This is a genomic window from Xanthomonas arboricola pv. juglandis, assembly GCF_001013475.1.
GTDB lineage: Bacteria > Pseudomonadota > Gammaproteobacteria > Xanthomonadales > Xanthomonadaceae > Xanthomonas > Xanthomonas arboricola.
Map to the genome: position 1 here is coordinate 684,951 of NZ_JZEF01000002.1, position 22,495 is coordinate 707,445.

Genomic DNA, 22,495 nt, shown 5'->3' on the forward strand with positions numbered 1-22,495 from the left:
CACGTCCCTGGCCGGCAGCGCCGTTCGATTCTGCATGAATTTGCAGACCTTGGTTGACGATACGGTGACACCGGCGCAGCGGCTGCGACCGCGCGGCCGAAAGCGGCAGGATTTTTCAGGTGTGAAGTACCGGTCGCGTACGTCACGGCATTGCCATGCTGTCCCAAGTAAGGAGGCCACCCAGGCAAACCGGACGCTGCTACGGCAACGCGACGCAGCGCAACGCAGCGACATGCATCAAGGTCGCGCGCTGCAACTCCCGATTCCCCAATCCCCAATCCCCGCCACTGAGCTACCCTGACCGGCCCGATCCACCTGCACTGCCATGCCCGTCGACAAGAATCTGCGTGACCTGGAACCCGGCATCCACACCGATCTGGAGGGGCGGCTGACCTACGGCGGCTATCTGCGGCTGGACCAGTTGCTGTCGGCGCAGCAGCCCCTGTCCGAACCGGCGCACCACGACGAGATGCTGTTCATCATCCAGCACCAGACCTCCGAGCTGTGGCTGAAGCTGCTGGCGCACGAGCTGCGCGCGGCGATGGTGCACCTGCAGAACGACCAGGTCTGGCAGTGCCGCAAGGTGCTGGCGCGCAGCAAGCAGGTACTGCGCCAGCTCACCGAACAGTGGTCGGTACTGGAAACGCTGACGCCGAGCGAATACATGGGATTCCGCGATGTGCTGGGCCCCTCGTCCGGCTTCCAGTCGCTGCAATACCGCTATATCGAGTTCCTGCTCGGCAACAAGAACCCGCAGATGCTGCAGGTGTTCGCGTACGACCCGCAGGGGCAGGCGCGGCTGCGCGAGGTGCTGGAAGCGCCCAGCCTGTACGAGGAGTTCCTGCGCTACCTGGCGCGCTTCGGGCATGCGATTCCGCCGCAATACCAGGCGCGCGACTGGACCTGCGCGCATGTGGCCGACGACAGCCTGCGCCCGGTATTCGAGCGCATCTACGAAAACACCGACCGCTACTGGCGCGAGTACTCGCTGTGCGAGGACCTGGTCGATGTGGAAACCCAGTTCCAGCTCTGGCGCTTCCGCCATATGCGCACGGTGATGCGGGTGATCGGCTTCAAGCGCGGCACCGGTGGGTCCAGCGGCGTGGGCTTTCTGCAGCAGGCGCTGGCGCTGACGTTCTTCCCGGAGCTGTTCGACGTGCGCACCTCGGTGGGCGTGGAAGGTCGTGAGCCGGTGGGTGGCGCGCGGTGAGCCTGAAAAGGGCTGAGCGGGTCGCCACGGGCGTCATCCCTGCAGACCGGCCGCCATCAGGCCGGCGAGTCCTGCGAATTTGACGCGTACATGACGTCTAAGTGATCCTCGCGCGTCTCCCGGGGTACGCTCCGGGCACCCAGCCATTACTGAATACGCAAGGGACATTCCATGAGCGTTGACGCTACCGCGCCGACTTCCGCCGCCACCCCGCCGCCGCCGGCACCGCCCGAGTTCCCGACGCTGCTCGGTCATCCCCGGCCGCTGTGGATGCTGTTCATGACCGAATTCTGGGAACGCTTCGCGTTCTACGGCATTCGTTGGGCGCTGACGCTCTATATCGTGGCCCAGTTTTACGAGGGCTCAGGCGCCGGCGAAGCCCCGGCGAATCGACTCTACGGCGCTTATCTGGCACTGGTATATGCCTCGGCGCTGTTTGGTGGATTCGTCGCAGACCGACTCATTGGCTATCAGCGCTCGCTGTTGATCGGTGCAATTGTCATGTCGGTCGGCCTATTCCTGATCGCAGTGCCAAACGAACAAATATTCAAAATTGGCCTGGCGACGATCATCGCCGGCAACGGCCTGTTCAAGCCGAACGTCTCGACCATGGTCGGCAAACTGTATCCGCTGAACGATCCGCGTCGGGATTCAGGATTCACGATCTTCTACATGGGTATCAATGCAGGCGGGTTTCTGGCGCCGATTCTGACCGGTTTGCTTGCAGACAAAATTTTTGGCACCGAGGCGATGCCTGCCTACAAGTACGTCTTCATCGCCTCAGGCGTGGGCATGCTGATCAGTCTTGTCTGGTTCTGGTTGGGACGTCGTCAACTCGGGCCGGTCGGCTTGCCGCCTGTCGGTGGAGAAGGCATGGGCCGAACCCTAGCGGTACTGGTAGGGACACTTGTTGCAATTCCGCTCGCCTATGGCCTGCTGCTGATCGATGCCAGCATCCTTGGTTGGATCCTGACCGTCTTGTTCCTTGCCCTGTGCGGATTGATCCTGTTCGAAGGCATTCGCGAAGGCAAAGTGCACCGCGACCGCGCCATCGCCATGCTGATCGTGTTTGTGTTTAACGTAATGTTCTTCATGTTCTTCGAGCAGGCGGGCAGTTCGTTCAACTTCCTCGCCCAGAACATCGTGGAGCGCGACCTGGGCGGCTGGATGTTCCCGGTGGGTTGGTTCCAATCGGTCAACACGCTGGCCATCCTGGTGCTTGGCCCGGTCTTTGTCTGGCTTTGGGTAGCACTGAAATCGGCCAATCCGTCGATCCCGCGCAAGTTCGGCCTGGGTTTGATTTTCAACGGATTGGCTTTCGCACTGCTGATGTACGCGTTGTCCGCACTTGTGGACGATGCCGGGAAAATTCCCTTCTGGACCTTGTTCATGGTCTACGTCATCCAGACTGTCGGTGAGCTTTGCTTGTCTCCGATCGGTTTGTCGATGACCACAAAGCTGGCGCCCGCCAAAGTCGTTGGCTTGGCCATGGGTGGCTGGTTCCTGTCGACCGCGATTGGCAACAACCTGTCAGGCATCTTCGCTTCTGCGGTCAGCGGCGAGACCGGTATGACCGTGGCCTCTGCACTGAAGGGCTACACTTTTGGGTTCTGGTCGTTGATCGCTGCGGGCGTATTGCTGTTGCTGATTGCCCCATTGGTCAACAAACTGATGCATGGTGTGAAGTGAGGAGAACAGCAATGCCGATCAAACCCACTGTCTGTGGCCTGCTGCTGGCAGGTCTGTTGAGCGCCTGCGGGCAGCCCACCGAGCAACAGGAGGCGCCACGGCCGCTGGATACCTCGATGCAGAAGCCGCCCAGCGCCGATCCCAGCCAGCCGGTGTCCTCGGGCAATACTCCCACCGCGGCGGACATCGCCGCGGCGGCGGCGCTCAATGCGCAGTACGACCCCTCGCGCGATCCGGCCGCCGATCTGGAGACCGCCAAGGTCGAGGCCAAGCGCGGCGGCAAGCGCATCGTGCTCAATGTCGGCAATGCGGCCTGCGAGCCGTGCAAGGCGCTGGACGAACTGATGGGCGGCGATGCGGAGCTGCGCAGCTTCCGCGATGCGCACTTTGTGGTGGTCAAGGTCAATCGCGATGCGGCCAACGAGAATGCCGCGTTCCTGTCGCAGTTCGCCCAGCTCAATGACTATCCGTCGCTGCTGGTGCTGGACAACGACGGCAAGCTGCTGACCACCCAGACCGGCCCGGACCTGCGCAAGGGCGAGGGCTTCGATCGCCGGAAGCTGTTCGACTTCCTCAAGCAGTGGGCGCCGCCGCAGGCCTGATCCGTCGTTGCCGTGGCATGCAAAAACCCCCGCACTGCGGTAATGCTGTTCACTTAGGCGGAGCAGCCTTCCGATCTACCGGATAGCGGGTCTTCGAGATCTTCACCGTCCTTGGCCGGGTAGGCCTTGGACGGTGATCGAGGAACAGGCTCGCGATGCCTGAGCGAAGCTGGGATAAGCGTCTTCCTGTGGCGGAAGCTGGATTGGCTGCGGCCATCACGATGAGTTGCACTGCGATGTACTGGCAAACCGGTTTGAATCGGATGTCCGAAGGCGTTTTGCCAAACGCCTCCGCTGCCTGACCGGCTTCACGTCGAATGATGTTGTAAGCCAGCAGCAACCCCCAGACCTCCTGGTACACCAAGTCGATCTTCTTGCTACGTAAGGTCGTCGCGTTGTGCTGCATCGAGCTTTTGATGTCGCGCAAACTCAGTTCGATTTCCCATCGCTCCTGGTAAAGCAGTGCGACAGACTTGGTGCTGTAAGTGGTGACAGGCAACGAGGTCAGCACCGACTTTCTCTTCCCCTGATGCAGATAGCTCACTTCACGTACGTCCCAGTGCGTGGGAAGCGCTGGATTGCGTTTTCTGGCCTGCGGCGAGACACGCATGCGCAGTAACCGATCATCAGTGCCATAACGCGTGATTTCCTCAGCCACCAGGCCTTTGCGTGCTGGTGTCAGCCAGTGGCGTGCAGTGCCAGTGTTGGCTAGCGAAAGCAACAGATCAGCGCTCCAGAATCCTTTGTCGAACAAGGTGACCGAATGGTCGGGAATGGAGTGTAGAAACGGCTCGCTCAAGCGAATTTCGCTGCGCCGGTACGGACTGAGCTGGGCATTGAGCAAGACATGCGAGCGTACGTTCATCAGTGCAACCAATCGCAGCATGGGAAATGGTGTCTGACGGTCCGTGCTGGTATTACCGGAACCAAAATGTTCGCGCAGTTCTTCAGTGTCTGGCGTCCGCAGCAGCGCGCCATCCACGGCAAAGACCTGCAATCCCTGCCATTCATCGCCTTTGTAGCGTTCGCATCCCCACTGCGCCCCAGTCGTTGCAAACAGGTGGTGGACCGGGTCGGCGCCCAGTCGCGCGCGCGCCTGACTGACACCGCTGCGAGCCAACAGATCTTCTGAGGCCAGCCCTTGTGCGCAGATGTTCAAACGACGTGCGACCTCGTGCACCGGTTCGTCACGGAACAACGCCATGCCCAGGACAAGCCACAACACCTGATCACTGGGAAGACGCCGACGCCGGATGCTGGCCTTGGAAGACAGTTCCAGCGCGCTGGCCACCCACTCCACCGGAATATTCTGCGTAAACGTGCTCAGGTCGGAGAAGTTGAACAGATCGCCAAGGTCGAACAGCTGCTGTTGAAGGGACACAAAAAATCCGATACCAGAGGTCTGATACCAGATTTTCGGTAACTCAATTGCTTAAGTGAACAGCATTACCGCACTGCGGGGGTTTTTTTCAGTCCTTGCCGGCCATGCGCGGCAGCCCGTCCTTGGCAAGCCGGTCGATCAGCTTTTCCAGGACCTGCTGCTCCTCGGCACTGAACACCGACATCAGCCGCTGTTCCATCTCGTTGACCAGTGGGGCAACGGTCTCGTAGACCTGGCGGCCGGCCGGCGACAGTGCCAGCATCGAGCGGCGGCGGTCGTCGCCATGGGTTTCGCGGCGGATGAAGCCGCGCTCCAGCAGGCGCGCCACGGCGCGGCTGACTGCAACTTTATCCATCGCGGTGCGGTCGGAGACCTCGCTGGCCGAGGAACCCGGATACAGCGCCAGGATGGTGATCACCCGCCACTCGGGAATGGCCATGCCGTAACGATCGCCGTAGACCTTGGCGATATTGCTGCTGATGCGGTTGGACAGCACGCTCAGGCGATACGGCAGGAACTGCTCGAGGTTGAGCAGCACAGGATGTGGCGGCGGGGTGGGGGCGTCGAGATCGCTCATGTTGCACTGTGTCTTGATTTTGGTTTCATTTGCAACTACAAACCTTGGGTGGCCTGCGCATTCTCGCGGGTCTTCTGCCACCCCGCATAGCCCTGCGGACGGCCTAGCGTGGAGAAACGACGATGAGCGCACAACCGAGCAGTACCGCAACCCGCCCGAACCTGGGCATGCAGGTCACCACCTTCGACAATCCGATAGGGATCGACGGGTTCGAATTCGTCGAATTCGCCGCGCCCGCCGAGCAGGCGGCGCAGCTGCACGACTATTTCCGCAAGATGGGCTTCAGCGCGGTGCTGCGCCACCGCAGCCGTGCCATTACCGTCTATCGCCAGGGCGGGGTCAACTTCCTGCTCAACGAAGAGCCCGATTCGTTTGCCGCCGATTTCGCCGCCGCGCACGGCCCGAGCGCCTGCGGCTTTGCGATCCGCTTCCGTACCCCGGCCGAGACGGTGCTGCAGACCGTGCTGGGCAACGGCGGCGAAGCGGTGCAGGACAAGGCCGACACCCGCGCCGTGCCGGCCCCGGTGGTCAAGGGCATTGGCGACTGCATGCTGTATCTGGTCGACCGCTACGGCGATGCGGGCAGCATCTACGACGCCGACTACGAGCCGATCGAAGGCGCCGACCAGCACCCGGCCGGCTTCGGGCTGACCTTCATCGACCACCTGACCCACAACCTGTACTTCGGCAACATGCAGCGCTGGTCGGATTATTACGAGCGCCTGTTCAACTTCCGCGAGATCCGCTACTTCGACATCAAGGGCGCCAAGACCGGCCTGGTGTCCAAGGCGATGACCGCCCCGGACGGCATCGTGCGCATCCCGCTCAACGAATCCTCCGACCCCAAGAGCCAGATCAACGAGTATCTGGACGCCTATCACGGCGAAGGCATCCAGCACATCGCCTGCTTCACCGACGACATCTACAGCTCGGTGGAAAAGATGCGCGAGGCCGGCGTGACATTCCTGGACACGCCCGACACCTATTTCGACGTGGTGGACCTGCGCATCCCCGACCACGGCGAGGATGTCGAACGCCTGCGCCGCAACAAGATCCTGATCGATGCCGACGTGGACACCAAGCAGCGCAAGCTGCTGCAGATCTTTACCCAGAACTGCATCGGCCCGATCTTCTTCGAAATCATCCAGCGCAAGGGCAACGAGGGCTTCGGCGAGGGCAATTTCCAGGCGCTGTTCGAGAGCATCGAGCGCGACCAGATGAAGCGTGGGGTGCTTTGAGGGCGGGGATTGGGGGATTGGGATTTGTTGAGGCGGCCTCAGTCGCTACGATGAAGGCTCAAGAGCGTTTGCACTGTCGGGTGCCCCGTACTGGTTGCCTGACAGCACGGACCAATGAAAACGCAAGCGCGCAAAGCCCCTCTCCCGATGGGAGAGGGGTTGGGGTGAGGGTACGGTGGAGCGATGAGACTCAAACCGCCATTGCCCACTGTCACACGCACCCATGCACGCGTATTACGCACAGAAATGACAGACGCAGAACGCAAGCTTTGGCGATGTCTACGCGGCAATCAGCTACACGGCCTCAAGTTCAGACGTCAGCATCCAGTTCCGCCGTACATCGCAGATTTTTGTTGCGTGGAAGTAAGTTTGATTGTTGAACTGGATGGTTCGCAGCATCAGACATCCAGCGATCAGGCAAGGACGCATTGGCTGCAATCGAAGGGCTGGAAAGTGCTGCGGTTCTGGAACAACGATGTGCTGCTTTCGCTGGATGCGGTGGTCGAAGCGATCTGCACGATGGTCGCTACGCCGTACCCTCACCCCAACCCCTCTCCCGCGGGGAGAGGGGCTTAATCCGCCAGGCTTAGCTCTTCTACGTTAGGAAAGCGGCCTGATTCAACTCAATCCCAACCTTCTGCATCCGGGGAGGGAGGGCCAAGATCCGGACGTATGCCATGCATAACAACCAGCACTACATGACCGGTTTCGGCAACGCGTTTGCGACCGAGGCGGTGGCCGGTACCTTGCCGGTGGGGCAGAACTCGCCGCAGCGTGTGGCGCACGGGTTGTATGCCGAACAGTTGTCGGGCACCGCGTTCACCGCGCCACGCAGCGAGAACCGGCGCAGCTGGCTGTACCGCATCCGCCCGGCGGCCGTGCATGGCGCGTTCTCGTTGATCGCGCAGACGCAATTCCACAACGATTTCGGTCGCGGCCCGGTGCCGCCGGATCAACTGCGCTGGAGCCCGTTGCCGCTGCCGTCCACGCCAACCGATTTCGTCGACGGTCTTTACACCATGGCCGGCAATGGCGGGCCGGAGGCGATGTCCGGTGTCGCCGTGCATCTGTATGCGGCCAACGCGTCGATGCACGATCGCTTCTTCTACGATGCCGACGGCGAGCTGTTGCTGGTGCCGCAACTGGGCCGCCTGCGCATCCACAGCGAGCTCGGTGTGCTGGAGCTGGAGCCGCAGCAGATCGGGGTGATACCGCGCGGTGTGCGCTTCCGTGTCGAGCTGCCCGATGGCGAAGCGCGCGGCTATGTCTGCGAAAACTTCGGCGCATTGCTGCGGCTGCCCGACCTGGGGCCGATCGGCTCCAACGGGCTGGCCAATGCGCGCGACTTCGAAACGCCGCATGCGGCCTACGAACAGCGCGAAGGTGCGTTTGAGCTGGTGGCCAAATTCCAGGGCCATCTATGGCGTGCGGACATCGGCCACTCGCCGCTGGACGTGGTGGCCTGGCATGGCAACTACGCGCCGTATCGCTACGATCTGCGCCGCTTCAACACCATCGGTTCGATCAGCTTCGACCATCCGGACCCAAGCATCTTCACCGTGCTGACCTCGCCCAGCGACACGCATGGCACGGCGAACATGGATTTTGCGATCTTCCCGCCCCGCTGGCTGGTGGCGCAGCACACCTTCCGGCCGCCGTGGTTCCATCGCAATGTGGCCAGCGAGTTCATGGGGCTGGTGCACGGCGTCTACGATGCCAAGGCCGACGGCTTCGCGCCCGGTGGTGCCTCGCTGCACAACTGCATGAGCGGGCACGGCCCGGATGCGGCGACCTTCGACAAGGCCTCGCATGCGGACCTGACGCGTCCGGATGTGATCGCCGACACCATGGCCTTCATGTTCGAAACGCGCGCGGTGCTGCGCCCCACGCAGCAGGCATTGCAGGCCGCGCATCGGCAGGGCGACTACCAGCAGTGCTGGTCCGGCTTGCGCGCGGCGTTCCAGTCGCCCGGCTCAGAGGAAGCGCAGTAACTCAGGCAGCTGGGCGAATGTGCTGATCAGGCACTACGGCAGCCAGGGGGCGCAGGTGCCGGATCGAGGGTTCCAGTTGTCCGCTCAAGCCGCCTGCAGCGCATCCGGCAGCAATTCGCCGATCCGGGCACGTACGCGCTCGGCGTAGCTTGCCGAGGTGATCTGCGGCAACGCGCGCAGCGTTTCGGCAATGGCAGCGCCGATGGCGTCTTCGGCGCGTGCGGCCTGCAGTTGCCGATGCAGCGCGGCGGCCACCGGGTCACGTTGCAGCTGCAGGATGTCGAGCAGGTACAGCCGCGCGTTGGTGGCCGCGCGACGGCGCTGGCGCTGCAGGTCTTCTTCGCTCGGTGGTGCCGCTGGCGGCGACACGTGGGTACCGGGCACGCCTGCCGGTGAGGAATCAGACGCCTGGGCAGTGCGTGTCGCACTCCCTGCCTGCGTGCCGAACTCCAGATAGCCCATCGCGCAGAGCGCATGCACCAGCGCGGCGCCGTCGCCGTCGCCGCCCAGCAGCACGGCCAGCGTTGCCAGATCGCGCTGGCCGTCGGCCAGGATCAGCGCGCGTCGCTGCAGCAAGGTGAGTGGACTGCGGTGCGATTGCAGCGCGGTGAGGGCGAGCTCGGTCTTGCGTGGGGTCATGGCGGCGGTCCTGCGAGGCGCCCAGCTTGCCCGCCGCCAATGAAGCGCCGATGACATCGGCACGAGGCAACGCCAGCGCGTTCTGCACATGGTCGCGATGTGGGCTGTGTAGGCTGTGGCGGACCCGTAAGGAATGCATGCATGACCACCAGATTGCTCGGCTTGATGGGCGCATTGCTGTTGCTGACCGGCTGCAACCGTGCCGAGGATGCCACCACGGCCGCGCCCGACGCGGCACCTGCACCGGTGGTAGCCGCCAACGATCAGCCAGCCGGCGAGGTTCCGCCAGCTACTGCGCCGGCCGGCACGTTTCCGCCGCAATTGCGCCAGCAGCCGGCTGCGCTCGCGCGCCTGGATGGGTACGGCGATCTGCGCCTGGGCATGGACGCAGCGCAGGCGCGCGCTGCCTGGGGCGGCGACCTGCGCGGCGAACCGGCGACAGACGGCGGCTGCTATCTGCTACGGCCGCAGTGGGCCGAGGATGCACGCCGCTTCGGTTTCATGTTCGAAGGCGATCGCCTTGTGCGTTATCAGACCAACGAGCTCAAGGAACTCGCCCCGGGCGGCGGCAAGGTCGGCATGACGCTGGCGCAGCTGCGCGCGCTGTATCCGGCAGGTCTGACCGAACAGCCGCACAAATACGTCCCCGGCGCGTTCACCCTGCGCATGGCAGATGCGGCCACCCGGTCCGCATTGGTGTTCGAGACCGATGCCGACGGCAAGGTCACCAGTTGGCGGGTCGGGCAGCCGCCGCAAGTGGATTACGTGGAAGGCTGCGGCTGATCCGTCATCGCCGCCGCTGCGCCGCATCGGCGGTGCAAGCGGCTTCCGGCAGCGCAGCGTGCGCGCGCATATTCGATTGGTAGCATGCGCGTAGAACAACGTGTCGAGCCCATCCGGGCAGCGCGTCTCGAAGCAGCTGCAAAACTCAGTGCGAATCCTTGTCCTGCTCGGCGTGCTGCTCGGCGGTTTCCGCATTTTCGCCCACATCGCCTTGCGTCTGCGGCGTGGGCAGGCCTTCCTTCTTCATCTCGCCGTGGTTGGGCACTTCCGGGCGGTTTTCCATCATCAGCGACAGTGCGGCCTTGGCCATCAGATGGGCGCTGATCGGTGCGGTGATGAACAGGAACACGGTGATCAACAGCTCGCGCGGTTGCGGGTCCACACCCAGGAACAGGTGATAGCCGACCGATGCCAGCAGCACGCAGCCCACCCCCAGTGTGCTGGCCTTCGTCGGCGCATGCAGGCGCTTGAAAAAGTCCGACAGCTTCACCAGGCCGAACGCGCCGATCAGGATGAAGAAGGTGCCGACCAGCAACAGCGCGCTGAGCAGATATTCGGTCAGTGCGATCATTCGACGATGTCCCGACGCAACACGAACTTGCTCAGCACCACGGTGCTGCCGAAGCCCAGCATCGCGATCACCAGCGCAGCCTCGAAGTAGATCGGTGAATCCAGGTACATACCCAGCAGCATCAGCTCGGCGATGGCGGTGATGGACAGGGTATCCAGCGCCAGGATGCGATCGGGCACGCTCGGGCCGCGCAGCAGGCGCCACAGCGCCATCAGCATGGCCAGGCCCACCGCGTGCATGCAGATGACGATGGTCGATTCGATGAACATGTGGCCGGTCATGGAAAGATCTCCATCAGGGGCTTCTCGTAGCGGGTCTTGATCTCGGCGATCAAGGCGTCCGGGTCGTCCAGGTGCAGCACGTGCACTAGCAAATACTTGCGGTCGTCCGAGAGCGCCGCCGACACCGTGCCGGGAGTGAGCGTGATCATGCTGGTCAGCGCAGCAATGCCGTGGATGTTGGCGATATCCAGCGGCACCCAGATGAAACCGGGGTGGATGCGCGACTCCGGGCCGAGCACCTGGCCGGCCACCTTGATGTTGGAGCGCACGATGTCACCGGCGGCCACCAGCAACATGCGCGGCACCGAACGCAGCGAGCCGATGCGGGCGAACTCGCGGTCCAGGCGCGCCGCAAAGATCGGCACCACCCAGCCCAGCAACAAGCCCAGCACCCATTGCTGCGGCCCGAAGCTGTCGCTGAGCAACAGCCAGAAAATGAAGACCGTCACGCTCAGCGACGGCGAGGGCAGCAGCCGGCTGCGCAGCGGCATGCGCGTACTCATGGCTGCCTCCGTTGCGGCGTGGTGGCGCGGACCTGCTCGACGTAGGCGCCGGGGTCGCGCAGCTGCACGCCGGCCGCGTCGGTGTAGCGCATCAACGGGCCGGCACCGGCCGTCATCGCCACCAGCCCGCTCAGCAACAGCAGCGTGGCGGCGGTCTCCACCGGGCGCATGCGCGCACGCCGTTGCGGCTGCAGCTCGGGGACGTCCTGCACCGCTTCGGGCACGCGCCAGAACAGGCGCACGCCGGCACGCGTCAGGCCGATCACCACCAGCAGGCTGCTGCCCAGGATGGCGAACCACACTGGCCCGACCAGGCCTTCGGGCACGTGCTGCAGCAACGCGGCCTTGGCCAGGAAGCCGGACAACGGGGGCAGCCCGGCGACCGCGACCGCGGCGACCATGAACATCGCGCCGGGGATCCCGCGTCGCGGCAGCGGCGCGACCACTTCCTTGCGGTCGCTGGCGCTGCCACGGCGACGCCGGATCAGGTCCGACACCATGAACAACGCCGCGGCCACGAAGCTGCTATGCGGCAGGTAGTACAGGCCCGCACCCAACGCGCCGGCATCGTCCAGCGAGAAGGCGATGAACAACGTCGCCGCCGAGAACACCACCAGATACGACACCATCACCCGTAGCCGCGATGCGGCCATCACCCCGAACGCGGCCATCAGCAGCGTGGCGATGCCCAGCCACAGCAATGCGTGGCGGCCGAAGCCCTGCAGCGCGCCGGCACCGGCGCCGAACCACAGCGCCGACACCCGCAGGGTCGCGTACAGCCCGACCTTGGTCATGATTGCAAACAACGCCGCCACCGCCGCCGGCGCGCGCGAATAGGTCTCCGGCAGCCACAGGTACAGCGGCAGCAACGCGGCCTTGCTGCAGAACACCAGCAGCAACAGGCCCAGGCTGGCCTTGGCCAGCGGCAGGTCCTGCGCCGGCAACGCGGCGATGCGTTGCGACAGCTCGGCCATGTTCAAGGTGCCGAACACGCCGAACAGCAGGCCCAGCGCGATCAGGAACAGGGTCGACGCGCACACGTTGAACACCACGTAATGCAGGCCCACACGCATCTGCAGCCCGCGCCCGCCGCTGAGCAGCAGGCCGTAGGAGGCGATCAGCATCACTTCGAAGAACACGAACAGGTTGAAGATGTCGCCGGTCAGGAACGCACCGTTCAAGCCCATCAACTGGAACTGGAACAGCGCATGGAAATGCGGCGCGCGCCGGTCCCAGCCGGCGCAGGCATGCAGCAGGCAGGCCGCGCCCAGGATCAGGGTGGTCAACAGCATCCACGCCGACAGGCGGTCGCCCATCAGCACGATGCCGATGCGCGCCGGCCAGTCGCCGAGCAGGTACACCAGCACCTGGCCTTCGGCGGCGCGAGTGAACAAGGCGATGACCGATGCGGCCAGCAAGGCCATGCTTGCCCATGCCACCGTGCGCTGCACGCGCGGCCCATAGCGCCGATGTTCGACGAACAGCGACGCCGACGCGCCCAGCATCGGGATCAGGATCGGCAGGATCAGCAGATGGTTCATCGCCGGGCCTCGCGCGTGTCCACGCCGGTGGTGGCGTCTTCATGCGCATCCACATGATCGCTGCCGTTGTCGCTGCGGCTGCGGATCGCCAGCACCAGGCTCACCGCGGTCATCGCGAAGGCGATCACGATCGCGGTCAGCACCAGCGCCTGCGGCAACGGGTCGGTGTAGTGCATCAGGTCGGCGGGCACGCCCTCGCGCAGCACCGGCGCCTGGCCGCTGCGCAGCCGCCCACCGGCGAAGATCAGCAGGTTGGTCGCGTACGACAGGAAGGTCATCCCCAGGATCACGTCGAAGCTGCGTGCGCGCAGCAACAGGTAGATCGCCAATGCGGTGAGGACGCCGATCGCGCTTGCCACTGCCAATTCCATCAATGCTGCTCCGCGGTGCGTGTCGAACGTTGGGTAGGGTCGATCTCGCCGCGCTGCGAGCTGCGCGTGCGCGAGGGTTTGATCGTGCCCATCATCGACAGCATCAACATCGCCGCACCGAACACCACCAGATACACGCCGACATCGAAGCCCAGCGCGCTGGCCAGTTCCAGATCGCCCAGCAGCGGCAACGGAATCTCCAGATGCCCGCTGCTCAGGAACGGCATGCCGAACACCAGTGCACCGGCACCGCTAACCAGCGCGCACAGCAGGCCGATGCCGATCAGGCGGATGTAGTCGAAGCCGAAGCGCGATTCCACCGACACGGTGCCCTGGATCACGTACTGCATCAGCAACGGCACCGCCAGCACCAGCCCGGCGATGAAGCCGCCACCAGGCGCGTTATGGCCGCGCAGGAACAGGAACAAGGACACCGTCAGCGTCAGCGGGAACATGATCTGCGCCAGATCGGCCGGCACCGGCAACTTGATCGGCGGGCCGGGCATGCTGCGCTCCGGCGCCATCCGGGAGCGCCGCAGCAGCGCGTGCACCACCAGCCCGGCGATCGCGAACACGGTGATCTCGCCGAAGGTATCGAAGCCGCGGAAATCCACCAGGATCACGTTGACCACGTTGCGCCCGTAGGCTTCCGGCAGCGCACGCTGCAGCAGCTCGCCGGCGACCGTGTGGCTGGGCTGGGTCATCAAGGTATAGGCCAATGCGGCAAGCCCGGCACCACCGACGACGGCGATGCCGGCATCGCGGAGCTTGCGCAGGCGCGCGGGCTCGGGCAGCGAGCGCTCGGGCAGGTAATTCATCGCCAGCAGCATCAGCACCAGCGTGACCATCTCCACCAGCAACTGGGTCAACGCAAGATCCGGTGCCGACAGGAACACGAAGGTCATGCTGACCGCCAGGCCGGTGCCACCCAGCACCAGCACCGCGAGCAGGCGCTGCTTGTACAGGAACAGGCTGCCCAGGGCGCAGGCGATCATCAGCAGCCAGATCGTCCAGCCCAGCAGCGGCAGCGGGGTGGGCGCCGGCCAGGCCGGCAATCCGCCGCCCTGCAGGAACGGCACCAGCGCCACCACGACAGCGCTCAGCACCAGCAGCATCAGCATGCGTTGCAGGTTGCCGTTGGTGACCGCATCGGTCATGCGCACGGTACCGGCGAACAGCGCGCGCAGGTTCCAGTTGAACAGCGCCTTGCCGGGCGAGCGGTTCTGGATCGCGTACATGTCCAGCGTGCGGCGCAGCGCCATGTACAACAGGGTGCCGCCCACCATGCCGGCGATGCTCATCGCCAGCGGCCAGTTCCAGCCATGCCACAGCGCCAGGCTGTAGTCGGGCAGGCGCTCGCCCAGGATGGCGCTGGCACCGGCGCGCAGCACCGGCGCGATGGTCCAGGCCGGCACGATGCCCACGGCCACGCAGATCAGCACCAGCACATCCACCGGAATCCGCATCCAGCGCGGCGGCTCGTGCGGGGTCGTGTCCAGGTCGCGTGGGCCCTGGCCGAAGAAGGTGTCGTGCACGAAGCGCAGGCTGTAGGCCACCCCGAGCAGGCCGGCCAGCAGCGCGGCGATGCTGGCCAATACCCGCATCGTCTGCGGCGCATCGGTTTCCAGCGCCACGGCAAAAAACATTTCCTTGGACAAAAAGCCGTTGAGCAGCGGAACGCCGGCCATCGCCAGCGAGGCGGTGATCGCCAGCACGCTGGTGACCGGCATCAGGCGGCGCAGGTTTCCCAGCTTGCGCATGTCGCGCGTGCCGGTCTCGTGGTCGATGATGCCGGCGGCCATGAATAGCGAGGCCTTGAACACCGCGTGGTTGAGGATGTGGAACACGCCTGCCACCACCGCCATCGGCGTGGACAGGCCGAACAGCATGGTGATCAGGCCCAGATGCGAGATGGTCGAGTAGGCCAGCACGCCCTTGAGATCGTGCTGGAAGATCGCGTGCCATGCGCCGAGCAACAGCGTGATCGCAGCGATGCTGGTGACCGTGTAGAAGAACAGGTCGGTGCCGGCCAGGGCAGGATGCAGGCGCGCCAGCAGGAACACGCCGGCCTTCACCATCGTGGCCGAGTGCAGGTACGCCGATACCGGCGTCGGCGCCGCCATCGCGTGCGGCAGCCAGAAGTGGAACGGGAACTGCGCGCTCTTGGTGAAGATGCCCAGCAGCACCAGCCCCAATGCATAGGGATACAGCGGACTGGCGCGAATCAGATCGCCGGCCGCCAGCACCGCATCCAGCTGAAAACTGCCGACGATGCGGCCGATCATCAGGATGCCGCCGAGCAGGGCCAGGCCGCCACCGGCCGTCAGCACGAAGGCCATGCGCGCGCCTTCGCGCGCGTCCTTGCGGTGCGACCAGAAGCCGATCAACAGGAACGAGCTGATGCTGGTGAGCTCCCAGAACACCATCAGCAACAGCAGGTTGCCCGACAGCACCATGCCGAGCATCGCGCCCATGAACAGCATGAGATAGGCGAAAAAGCGCGATGCGCTGTCGCGTGCACTCAGGTAGTAATGCGCATACATCACCACCAGCGCACCGATGCCCAGCACCAGTAACGCGAACATCCACGCCAGGCCATCGAGCCGCAACGAGAACATCAGGCCGATCTGTGGCAACCATGCGTACTGGCTGCCGATCACCTCACCGCGCAACACGGCCGGTGTGAGCGTCGCCAGGATGACCAGCCCGCCCAACGGCGCGGCCGCAGCCGACCACGCAGTGATCGAACGGGAGGTGCGCCAGAGCAGCGCAGTAGCGGCCGCCATCACAAATGGCAGCGCGAGCAGGATTTCCAGCGAGAAAGGCATGCAGGGAACACAAGATTCGCGAGCAGGCCAGAGAGCTTAACAAACCGTTGACTGACGCCAGCGTCAACGCCGTGGCCGCGCACCTGCGCAAATCGCCGCCGGATCGGCGTCGCGCCGCTGCCTGTCACTCGCTATGCTGGGATCACCCAGACTGCATCCGAGCCCTGTGACAGCTGCCGATCCCGCTCCGTCCACTGCCGTTTCTGCGCCGCGCGCCCTGGTGTTCGGCGGCAGCGGTCAGATCGGCGAACGCCTGCTGACACGGCTGCTCGGCCGCGGCTGGCAGGTGACGGCCTGGTCGCGCCAGCCACGTGCCGCCCGCACCGGGCTGATCTGGCGGCAGGGCGATCTGGCCATGCCGGCTGCCGCGGGCGAGGCATTCGAGGTGATCTTCAGCTGCGGTCCGCTGGACCATTTCGCCCGCTGGTATGCCGAAAATCCGGTGCGGGCTCCGCGCATCGTGGCGTTCGGTTCCACCAGTCTGGAGGTCAAGGAACACTCGATCGACGCGGCCGAGCGCGATGTCGCGCAGCGCCTGGCAAATGCCGAACAGGCGCTGTTTTCCGCAGCCCAGGCGCGTGGCGCCGCGGCGACGGTGCTGCGCCCGACGCTGGTCTACGGTGCCGGGCGCGACCGCACGCTCACCCAGATCGCCGGGCTGGCGCAGCGCACCGGCGCCTTCGTGCTGCCGGCCAACGCGACCGGGTTGCGCCAGCCGGTGCATGTGGACGATCTGGCCAGCGCCGCGCTGGCGGTGGTCACCCAGCCGGCGACGCAGCAACGCAGTTATGCCGTCGGCGGCGGCGAAGTGCTGGCCTATACGCAGATGGTGGAGCGCGTGCTGGCGGCGCTGCCGCGACCGGCGCGGCTGTATCAGGTCCCGCCCGGACTGTTCGGCCTTGCCCTGACCGCTGCGCAGCGGCTGGGGCGCCTGCGTGGCATCAATGCGGCCGCATTGCAGCGCATGCGCGATGACTTGGTGTTCGATCTGGAACCGGCGCGTCGCGACTTCGGTTATGCGCCGCGCGCCTTTCGTCCCCTGCCCGAAGAACTCGGCATCGGCGAGTGAGGCTCGTCCGGGCGGATGTGCTTCGAAGACCTGCACGGCGTGCGGTCCGCTAGCTCTGCTGTGCAGGGGGATGCGGCATGACCGTTGGCCGCTGCAGCGCTTGGGCGTAATCCGCTGCTTTCAGGTCATGACCACGTCGGCGACCGGCTGCGTTCTTGCAGTCACTCGCGCTCAGTACCGCCAACCCAATTGACGATAGAGCTTGGCCAGTACCCAGATCGGCCCGATCAGCAGATAGGTCAGGTCGGTCAGGAAGCTCGGCTTGCGGCCTTCGATCCGGTGGCCGACGAACTGCGCGACGCAGGCCAGCACGAACACCGTCAGCGCCGTGGCGAACAGCCCGGTGAGCCCGAGTCTGCCTTCGAGCAACCGGCACAGGCAGCCGAAGAAAAAGAAGATCCCCAGCATGCCCAGCCCGAGCGGACGCGATAGGCGGTTGTAGTACGACCAGGCCGCGAACATCGACAACGCCGCCCACACGCCGCTGCTGAACCAGGTGCCGCCAACCGGGATGCACCACAGCAGGGCCACCACCGACCACAGGATCGCCGGCACCGCCAGCACGTGGATCTGCTGATTGGCGGTGTTGCGGTGATCGTCGGCGTAGTTGGCGAAATAGCGGTCGATCGGTCGCGCGGTCTTGGTGCGTTCGGTCATGTTCCCTCCCAGGAATGACCCAAGCATACGCGCGCGGATGGCACTGTGGCAGTCGTGCTCCCTGCCACGCGCAGTGCGCGTGGCAGGGGCCGGCGTGCATCAGTTGACCGACACGGCGCTCCACGCTGCGGCAACCGCGCGGTACTGTGTGGATGTGCTGCCGTACAGATCGGTGGCCGCGCTCAACGTGGCCCTGCGTGCGGCCGCGTAGTTGGTCGAGGAGGTCATGTAGACCGTCAACGCGCGGTACCAGATGCGGCTGGCCGCCGCCCGGCCGATCGCCGTCAATGCCGTATTGCCGTTGCAGACCAGCCCGGCCGGCGTCACGTTCCAGCTGGTGCCCGACCCGAAGCCGCTCGGCACCACCGCGCCTTCGGCCAGCAGATAGTAGAAATGGTTGGCCACGCCCGAGCTGTAGTGCACGTTGAGCGAGCCCAGGCTGCTGCTGTAGCAATCGGGCGAATCGCCATCCAGGCTGGGCTTGAACATGTAGCGCAAGGCCAGCGTCCCGCTGCTGTTGCCCGGGATGATCTTCTCGCCGATCAGGTAATTGCCCGGCTGCGCGCTGTTGTTGGCGGAGTACTCCACCATCGCGCCCATGATGTCGGACGTGGCTTCGTTCAGGCCGCCCGACTCGCCCGAATACACCAGGCGCGCGGTGCGGCTGGTCACGCCATGGGTCATCTCGTGGCCGGCCACATCCACCGACACCAGCGGCGTGAACGTGCTGCCGTCGCCATCGCCGAAGGTCATGCAGAAGCAGCTGTCCTGCCAGAACGCGTTGTTGTAGCGGCTACCGTAATGCACGCGGCTGCGCGCACCGACACCGTCGTTGGCGATGCCGCTGCGCGCATGGGTGGTGCGGAAATAGTCCCAGGTCAACGCCACGCCGTAATGCGCATCCACCGCCGCGGTCACCGTATCGCTGTTGGCGCCGCTGCCCCAGGCGTTGTCGGCATCGGTGACCAGCGTGCCGTTGCCGGAGGTGCTGTTGCGCATGTTGTAGGTGGCGCCGCTGCCGCGGCTCAGATCGGTCAACTCGTAACCGCTGCTGCAACGCGTCGTCGCCAACGCCACGCTGCCTGCATACAGCGAACGCCCGGTGCCGGCCGCACTGGTGCCACCCGCGCAGGCGGTGTGCACCGTGTCCCAGGATTCGAGAATGCGTTGATTGACTGCATCGACGATGTAGTGCATTTCGGTCGGCGTCTGATCGGGCTTGATGCCGCTGTAGATCACTTCATAGACCAGCCGCGGTGCGCCCTGGCGCGCATACAAGGCCAGACTTGCGCGCGGCGCGGCATCGGGTGCCAGATCGAACTGCGTACCGGCCGCGCGTATTGCCGTGTCCGCATCGATGCCCGGCACGATGCTCGGGCGCACGCTGGTGTCCATGCTCTGGCTCAACTGACGCATCACTCCGCGCCGCGAATGCACCACCACATCGCCGCCGATCACCGGCAGGCCCTGATACGTGCGATCAAAGCGCACATGCTCGCTGCCGTCGGCATCGACAATGCTGTCGCGCGCGACAAACGCATCGGCCGTTGCACGATTGGCCAGCGCCGCAGCGTGATTGCCCAACAAGGATTGCGCGCGCGCTACCGCGGCATCGGCGGAAAGATCCGCAGCAGTGGCGACAGCAGACAACGATAGCGCGCAGCAGATCGCTGCGCCCAGGACATGAACTCGCATGACGACTCTCTCCCCGAAAACGTGCAATGCAAAGATCGGCGGCGATACACATCACGGCCGATCGCGACTGGCAACAGGTGCCAGCAGATAAACTTGCACAGTCCCTGACAGCACAGTAGTAAAAGTTACAGATGTGTTGCGTTCTGTGCGCCGCGCCGCTTTGCGGTGTGGAGGGCATCGCAGAGCAGCAGGAGTGTCGCTGCGTGTGCGACATCGCCAGCGCGGTAGGCATGCCGTCTTGTCACAATCTGGAGGGTGCGCCAACCTCCAGTGGCGCACAACCCGCTGGCAACGACAGGCAATCCGCGCAGGTGTGTGCAGTCAGACGTGGCCGCGGCGACGCTCTCGGCGCTACTGTCGAAACCAGACAGGCACAAAAAACCGGCCAGACATCTGGCCGGTTTTTCTTGCTGCGGCGTTGAACCGTCAGCGGCCGCCGATCGCAACCCGCTGCTGCTCATCCTGCGCGCGCTGCTGCGAAGCCTGGCCAGCCAGCAGTTGCGCACTGGTCTGCTCCAGCGTGGGAGCTGGCTGGTTCAGATCCACCGCCGCACGGAAGCCCGGCGTGGTGCCCATGACAAATGCCTTGCCATCCTGCACGGTGACGTTCTGCAGCTTGTCTGCGGAATCGATACCGTTCTGCTTGGCCTGCAGGGTGACGTGGGCCGCGGTCTCGTTGGAGATCATGCTGGGCAGCTTGCTGCGGATCGCGTTGTGCAAGGCATGGTCCGGATGCGAGGCATCGTCGAGCGACGGCCCCTTGGGTGCAGCAACCGGCGTCTGCACTGCCTGTGCCTGGGCCGGTTTTGCGGACAACGCGGCCTGCGTGTTGCGCCCCACCACGCCATCGGGCTGCAGCCCGTGCTGCTTCTGGAACGCAATCACCGCCTCACGCGTGTTATCGCCAAAGCGGCCATCCTCGGCAAGCCGGTTGCCCTGCGCATCGCGCACGCCGAGACGGTTGAGGTCCTGCTGCAGCTTGCCGACATCGCCACCTTGCTCGCCATGCCGCAGCGTGCCATTGCCACCCGCTGCCGCCGGCTGGGAGTGGCGCGCGCCGGACTCCTGCTGATGGCCCTGATTCCAGAATGTCTCCGGACTGGTCAGCTTGCCGTTGGCATCGCGCAGCTGGTAATGCACATGCTGCGCGTACTGGTTGTTACCGTTCGGGCCGCGTCCACCCATTGTGCCGATGGCATCGCCGGCGGACAGCGTCTGACCTTCCTTCACCTTGAGTGCGTCCAGGTGCAGGATCTCGTGCGAGTTACCCTGTGCATCGCGAATCTTGACGGTGCCGTAGTTGCCGCCCGCGAAAGTGACGGTTCCGGCGACCGGCGAATGCACCGTCGGGTGCTGCATGTTGCGGCCTGTCTGGCCACCCTGGTAGTTGAAGTCGGTACCGCCGTGCGGCCCGTGGCTGCCGCGGTGCTCGCCATAATGACCGGTGATATGCGGGTCGGTACTGCCTTGACCGGGCAGCATGCGTTCCATCGTTTGCTGGAAATTGCTGCGAGCGCCATGGCTGGGCTCGGCCGGGTGCATTGCTGGTGCCGGCCGGTCCACGGCATTGCCCTGCGTCTGGGCGAGACGCTGTTCGACAAACTGGGTGTAGTTGTCCAGATGAGGGGCAATCTCGCGCCGCGACAGAGCAAGGCCGCCATAATCCTTGCTGGGACCATCGTGGTGATATTTGTAGATGTAGTCCTCGCCCTCACCGCGGCTGCGCGCAAGATCGCGGTTATCGATGAAATGTTGCACCAAGGCCTGCGACTGCGTTTGCACGTCGAAGCGGTTGGACGCGTTGACGCCGTAATGCGCGCCGGTGCGGTCGATGAACTGACCCAGGCCCGAGGCAGACGTTGTGCCCGCAGCAGCATCAGGATTGAAGCCTGATTCAACTCGGGCGATGGCAAGGACGTAAGCGGTCTCGCGCGATGAAAGCCCGGCATCCCGCGAGGCATCGATAAGACTATCGATTACCCGTGATTGGGTTTGTGGACTGGCATCGCCCCAGCGACGCGATTCGCCATGCAATCGGCCATCTCCGCTGTCGATGGGCTCGCGGTAATGGCTCCAGGCTTTGATCCGGTCACTGCTGTATGCAGCGCCGCGTGGTTGAAGCATTTCGGTATAAATCGTGGTGTCGGTCATATCGTGCGTTCCTTTCTATGAGACAGATTCTTCCTTGTAACGGGTGCTGCTCCATGTACTGCGTACTGCGTTGGCCGTGCACCGCTATCGGTGCACGGGCATCCTTTGCTCAGGGCTGGAAAGGCACCAGTTCCGGGTGCTTCAGTCCCAGCTCTTCGAGCTTGTGTTCGTACTCATCGTTATTCGGGCTCTGCTGGCCGTCCTGTGTATGCAGCGGTGGTGTCGCGTGATTCAGTAACTGACCCTTGATGTCATACAAAAAGAACCATTCGCAAAATTCGCAGCCGTAAGGAAGCTCGCCGTACTGGACGACAAAATACGTGCTTCCTTTTGCGTCTTCCGCGCAACCCAGGCCCACTGCGGTGTAGTCCGCCATCTCTGGAGGCGCTGCCACTTCCTGGCGCTGGCCATCACGCTCCATTTCCAGGTGGGTTTTGGTGGAACCGCCGCTCTCGGATGGCAACGCGCTCAAGTGCAGGCGCACGCCGGAGCATTCCTTGATCATGTCGTTCCGTCCTTGTGTATCTGCTTCTGTCGAAGCCGGGGATTGGGTAGTGGCAGGTTGCGTACTGGGCGCGCTGGTGGTGGCAGCTGCGGGCCCTGGCTTGTCACCGCATGCGGCAAGCACCAGGCTCAGGCCGAGCGCAGGTAGGACGGAGATGAAGCGTCGCATCAGGTCGCCTCTTTGACGGTTTGAGTTGTAGGTGAGGATAGCCAA

21 protein-coding genes are annotated in these 22,495 nt (G+C 64.4%); 8 read left to right on the forward strand and 13 right to left on the reverse strand.

Annotated elements, in window-relative coordinates; all coding sequences use genetic code 11:
- Positions 1 to 325 precede the first annotated feature (325 nt).
- The 3 genes from XARJCFBP2528_RS08320 (at position 326) to XARJCFBP2528_RS08330 (ending at position 3,501) form a co-directional block, all read left to right on the forward strand.
- Entirely contained in the window at positions 326 to 1,210 is an 885-nt protein-coding gene (locus tag XARJCFBP2528_RS08320; protein WP_016901646.1) for a tryptophan 2,3-dioxygenase, read from the forward strand.
- A gap of 171 nt (positions 1,211 to 1,381) precedes the next feature.
- The gene (locus tag XARJCFBP2528_RS08325) at positions 1,382 to 2,899 is read left to right on the forward strand and encodes a peptide MFS transporter (RefSeq protein ID WP_016901645.1); all 1,518 of its coding nucleotides are present in this window, start codon (positions 1,382 to 1,384) and stop codon (positions 2,897 to 2,899) included.
- Positions 2,900 to 2,910: 11 nt separating this feature from the next.
- On the forward strand, positions 2,911 to 3,501 hold the full coding sequence (locus XARJCFBP2528_RS08330; RefSeq protein WP_016901644.1) for a thioredoxin family protein: 591 nt from the start codon (positions 2,911 to 2,913) through the stop codon (positions 3,499 to 3,501).
- Between the two features lie 49 nt (positions 3,502 to 3,550).
- Here XARJCFBP2528_RS08330 and XARJCFBP2528_RS08335 read toward each other — a convergent pair whose 3' ends face one another.
- Positions 3,551 to 4,882 carry an IS4 family transposase gene (locus XARJCFBP2528_RS08335; RefSeq protein ID WP_016905121.1) on the reverse strand — a complete coding sequence of 444 codons (1,332 nt, stop codon included), beginning with the start codon at positions 4,880 to 4,882 and terminating at the stop codon, positions 3,551 to 3,553.
- An 88-nt stretch (positions 4,883 to 4,970) separates the two neighbouring features.
- Positions 4,971 to 5,459 (reverse strand): MarR family winged helix-turn-helix transcriptional regulator, encoded by a 489-nt coding sequence (locus XARJCFBP2528_RS08340; protein ID WP_016905082.1) that lies wholly within the window; start codon positions 5,457 to 5,459, stop codon positions 4,971 to 4,973.
- Between the two features lie 122 nt (positions 5,460 to 5,581).
- Here XARJCFBP2528_RS08340 and hppD point away from each other — a divergent pair, with 122 nt between their 5' ends.
- From hppD to hmgA, 3 genes are all read left to right on the forward strand, one after another.
- The gene (gene hppD, locus XARJCFBP2528_RS08345; RefSeq protein ID WP_016905081.1) at positions 5,582 to 6,697 is read left to right on the forward strand and encodes a 4-hydroxyphenylpyruvate dioxygenase; all 1,116 of its coding nucleotides are present in this window, start codon (positions 5,582 to 5,584) and stop codon (positions 6,695 to 6,697) included.
- A gap of 246 nt (positions 6,698 to 6,943) precedes the next feature.
- Positions 6,944 to 7,273 (forward strand): endonuclease domain-containing protein, encoded by a 330-nt coding sequence (locus tag XARJCFBP2528_RS08350; RefSeq protein WP_230582035.1) that lies wholly within the window; start codon positions 6,944 to 6,946, stop codon positions 7,271 to 7,273.
- A gap of 101 nt (positions 7,274 to 7,374) precedes the next feature.
- Positions 7,375 to 8,688 carry a homogentisate 1,2-dioxygenase gene (gene hmgA / locus XARJCFBP2528_RS08355; RefSeq protein WP_047124581.1) on the forward strand — a complete coding sequence of 438 codons (1,314 nt, stop codon included), beginning with the start codon at positions 7,375 to 7,377 and terminating at the stop codon, positions 8,686 to 8,688.
- An 84-nt stretch (positions 8,689 to 8,772) separates the two neighbouring features.
- On the opposite strand, the gene XARJCFBP2528_RS08360 is transcribed toward hmgA, so the two are convergent.
- Positions 8,773 to 9,327, reverse strand: coding sequence for a hypothetical protein (locus XARJCFBP2528_RS08360; protein ID WP_016901324.1), 555 nt, complete (start codon positions 9,325 to 9,327; stop codon positions 8,773 to 8,775).
- A gap of 165 nt (positions 9,328 to 9,492) precedes the next feature.
- Here XARJCFBP2528_RS08360 and XARJCFBP2528_RS08365 point away from each other — a divergent pair, with 165 nt between their 5' ends.
- Positions 9,493 to 10,110: a hypothetical protein gene (locus XARJCFBP2528_RS08365; protein ID WP_026064074.1), complete on the forward strand. Its 618-nt coding sequence runs from the start codon at positions 9,493 to 9,495 to the stop codon at positions 10,108 to 10,110.
- A gap of 145 nt (positions 10,111 to 10,255) precedes the next feature.
- Here the strand turns inward: XARJCFBP2528_RS08365 and XARJCFBP2528_RS08370 are convergent, their stop codons facing one another.
- From XARJCFBP2528_RS08370 to XARJCFBP2528_RS08395, 6 genes are read right to left on the reverse strand one after another with little or no spacing between them, the layout of a single operon-like run.
- Complete coding sequence (locus XARJCFBP2528_RS08370; RefSeq protein WP_016901328.1) at positions 10,256 to 10,681, reverse strand: Na+/H+ antiporter subunit G; 426 nt, start codon at positions 10,679 to 10,681, stop codon at positions 10,256 to 10,258.
- The gene (locus tag XARJCFBP2528_RS08375; RefSeq protein ID WP_016901330.1) at positions 10,678 to 10,962 is read right to left on the reverse strand and encodes a K+/H+ antiporter subunit F; all 285 of its coding nucleotides are present in this window, start codon (positions 10,960 to 10,962) and stop codon (positions 10,678 to 10,680) included. Before XARJCFBP2528_RS08375 ends, XARJCFBP2528_RS08370 begins: the two co-directional genes overlap by 4 nt.
- The gene (locus tag XARJCFBP2528_RS08380) at positions 10,959 to 11,465 is read right to left on the reverse strand and encodes a Na+/H+ antiporter subunit E (RefSeq protein WP_016901331.1); all 507 of its coding nucleotides are present in this window, start codon (positions 11,463 to 11,465) and stop codon (positions 10,959 to 10,961) included. Before XARJCFBP2528_RS08380 ends, XARJCFBP2528_RS08375 begins: the two co-directional genes overlap by 4 nt.
- Positions 11,462 to 13,006 carry a monovalent cation/H+ antiporter subunit D gene (locus XARJCFBP2528_RS08385; RefSeq protein WP_016901333.1) on the reverse strand — a complete coding sequence of 515 codons (1,545 nt, stop codon included), beginning with the start codon at positions 13,004 to 13,006 and terminating at the stop codon, positions 11,462 to 11,464. Before XARJCFBP2528_RS08385 ends, XARJCFBP2528_RS08380 begins: the two co-directional genes overlap by 4 nt.
- Complete coding sequence (locus tag XARJCFBP2528_RS08390) at positions 13,003 to 13,377, reverse strand: Na+/H+ antiporter subunit C (protein WP_016901335.1); 375 nt, start codon at positions 13,375 to 13,377, stop codon at positions 13,003 to 13,005. Before XARJCFBP2528_RS08390 ends, XARJCFBP2528_RS08385 begins: the two co-directional genes overlap by 4 nt.
- Positions 13,377 to 16,205, reverse strand: coding sequence for a monovalent cation/H+ antiporter subunit A (locus tag XARJCFBP2528_RS08395; RefSeq protein WP_047124582.1), 2,829 nt, complete (start codon positions 16,203 to 16,205; stop codon positions 13,377 to 13,379). Before XARJCFBP2528_RS08395 ends, XARJCFBP2528_RS08390 begins: the two co-directional genes overlap by 1 nt.
- A 166-nt stretch (positions 16,206 to 16,371) precedes the next feature.
- On the opposite strand from XARJCFBP2528_RS08395, the gene XARJCFBP2528_RS08400 reads away from it, so the two are divergent.
- Entirely contained in the window at positions 16,372 to 17,274 is a 903-nt protein-coding gene (locus XARJCFBP2528_RS08400) for an NAD-dependent epimerase/dehydratase family protein (RefSeq protein WP_026064075.1), read from the forward strand.
- A gap of 171 nt (positions 17,275 to 17,445) precedes the next feature.
- On the opposite strand, the gene XARJCFBP2528_RS08405 is transcribed toward XARJCFBP2528_RS08400, so the two are convergent.
- The 4 genes from XARJCFBP2528_RS08405 to XARJCFBP2528_RS08420 form a co-directional block, all read right to left on the reverse strand.
- Positions 17,446 to 17,931: an Mpo1 family 2-hydroxy fatty acid dioxygenase gene (locus XARJCFBP2528_RS08405; RefSeq protein WP_016901341.1), complete on the reverse strand. Its 486-nt coding sequence runs from the start codon at positions 17,929 to 17,931 to the stop codon at positions 17,446 to 17,448.
- A gap of 99 nt (positions 17,932 to 18,030) precedes the next feature.
- The gene (locus tag XARJCFBP2528_RS08410; protein ID WP_026064076.1) at positions 18,031 to 19,626 is read right to left on the reverse strand and encodes a M4 family metallopeptidase; all 1,596 of its coding nucleotides are present in this window, start codon (positions 19,624 to 19,626) and stop codon (positions 18,031 to 18,033) included.
- A 426-nt stretch (positions 19,627 to 20,052) separates the two neighbouring features.
- Positions 20,053 to 21,777 (reverse strand): peptidoglycan-binding protein, encoded by a 1,725-nt coding sequence (locus tag XARJCFBP2528_RS24115; RefSeq protein WP_016901345.1) that lies wholly within the window; start codon positions 21,775 to 21,777, stop codon positions 20,053 to 20,055.
- A gap of 109 nt (positions 21,778 to 21,886) precedes the next feature.
- Complete coding sequence (locus XARJCFBP2528_RS08420) at positions 21,887 to 22,495, reverse strand: LptM family lipoprotein (RefSeq protein ID WP_230673740.1); 609 nt, start codon at positions 22,493 to 22,495, stop codon at positions 21,887 to 21,889.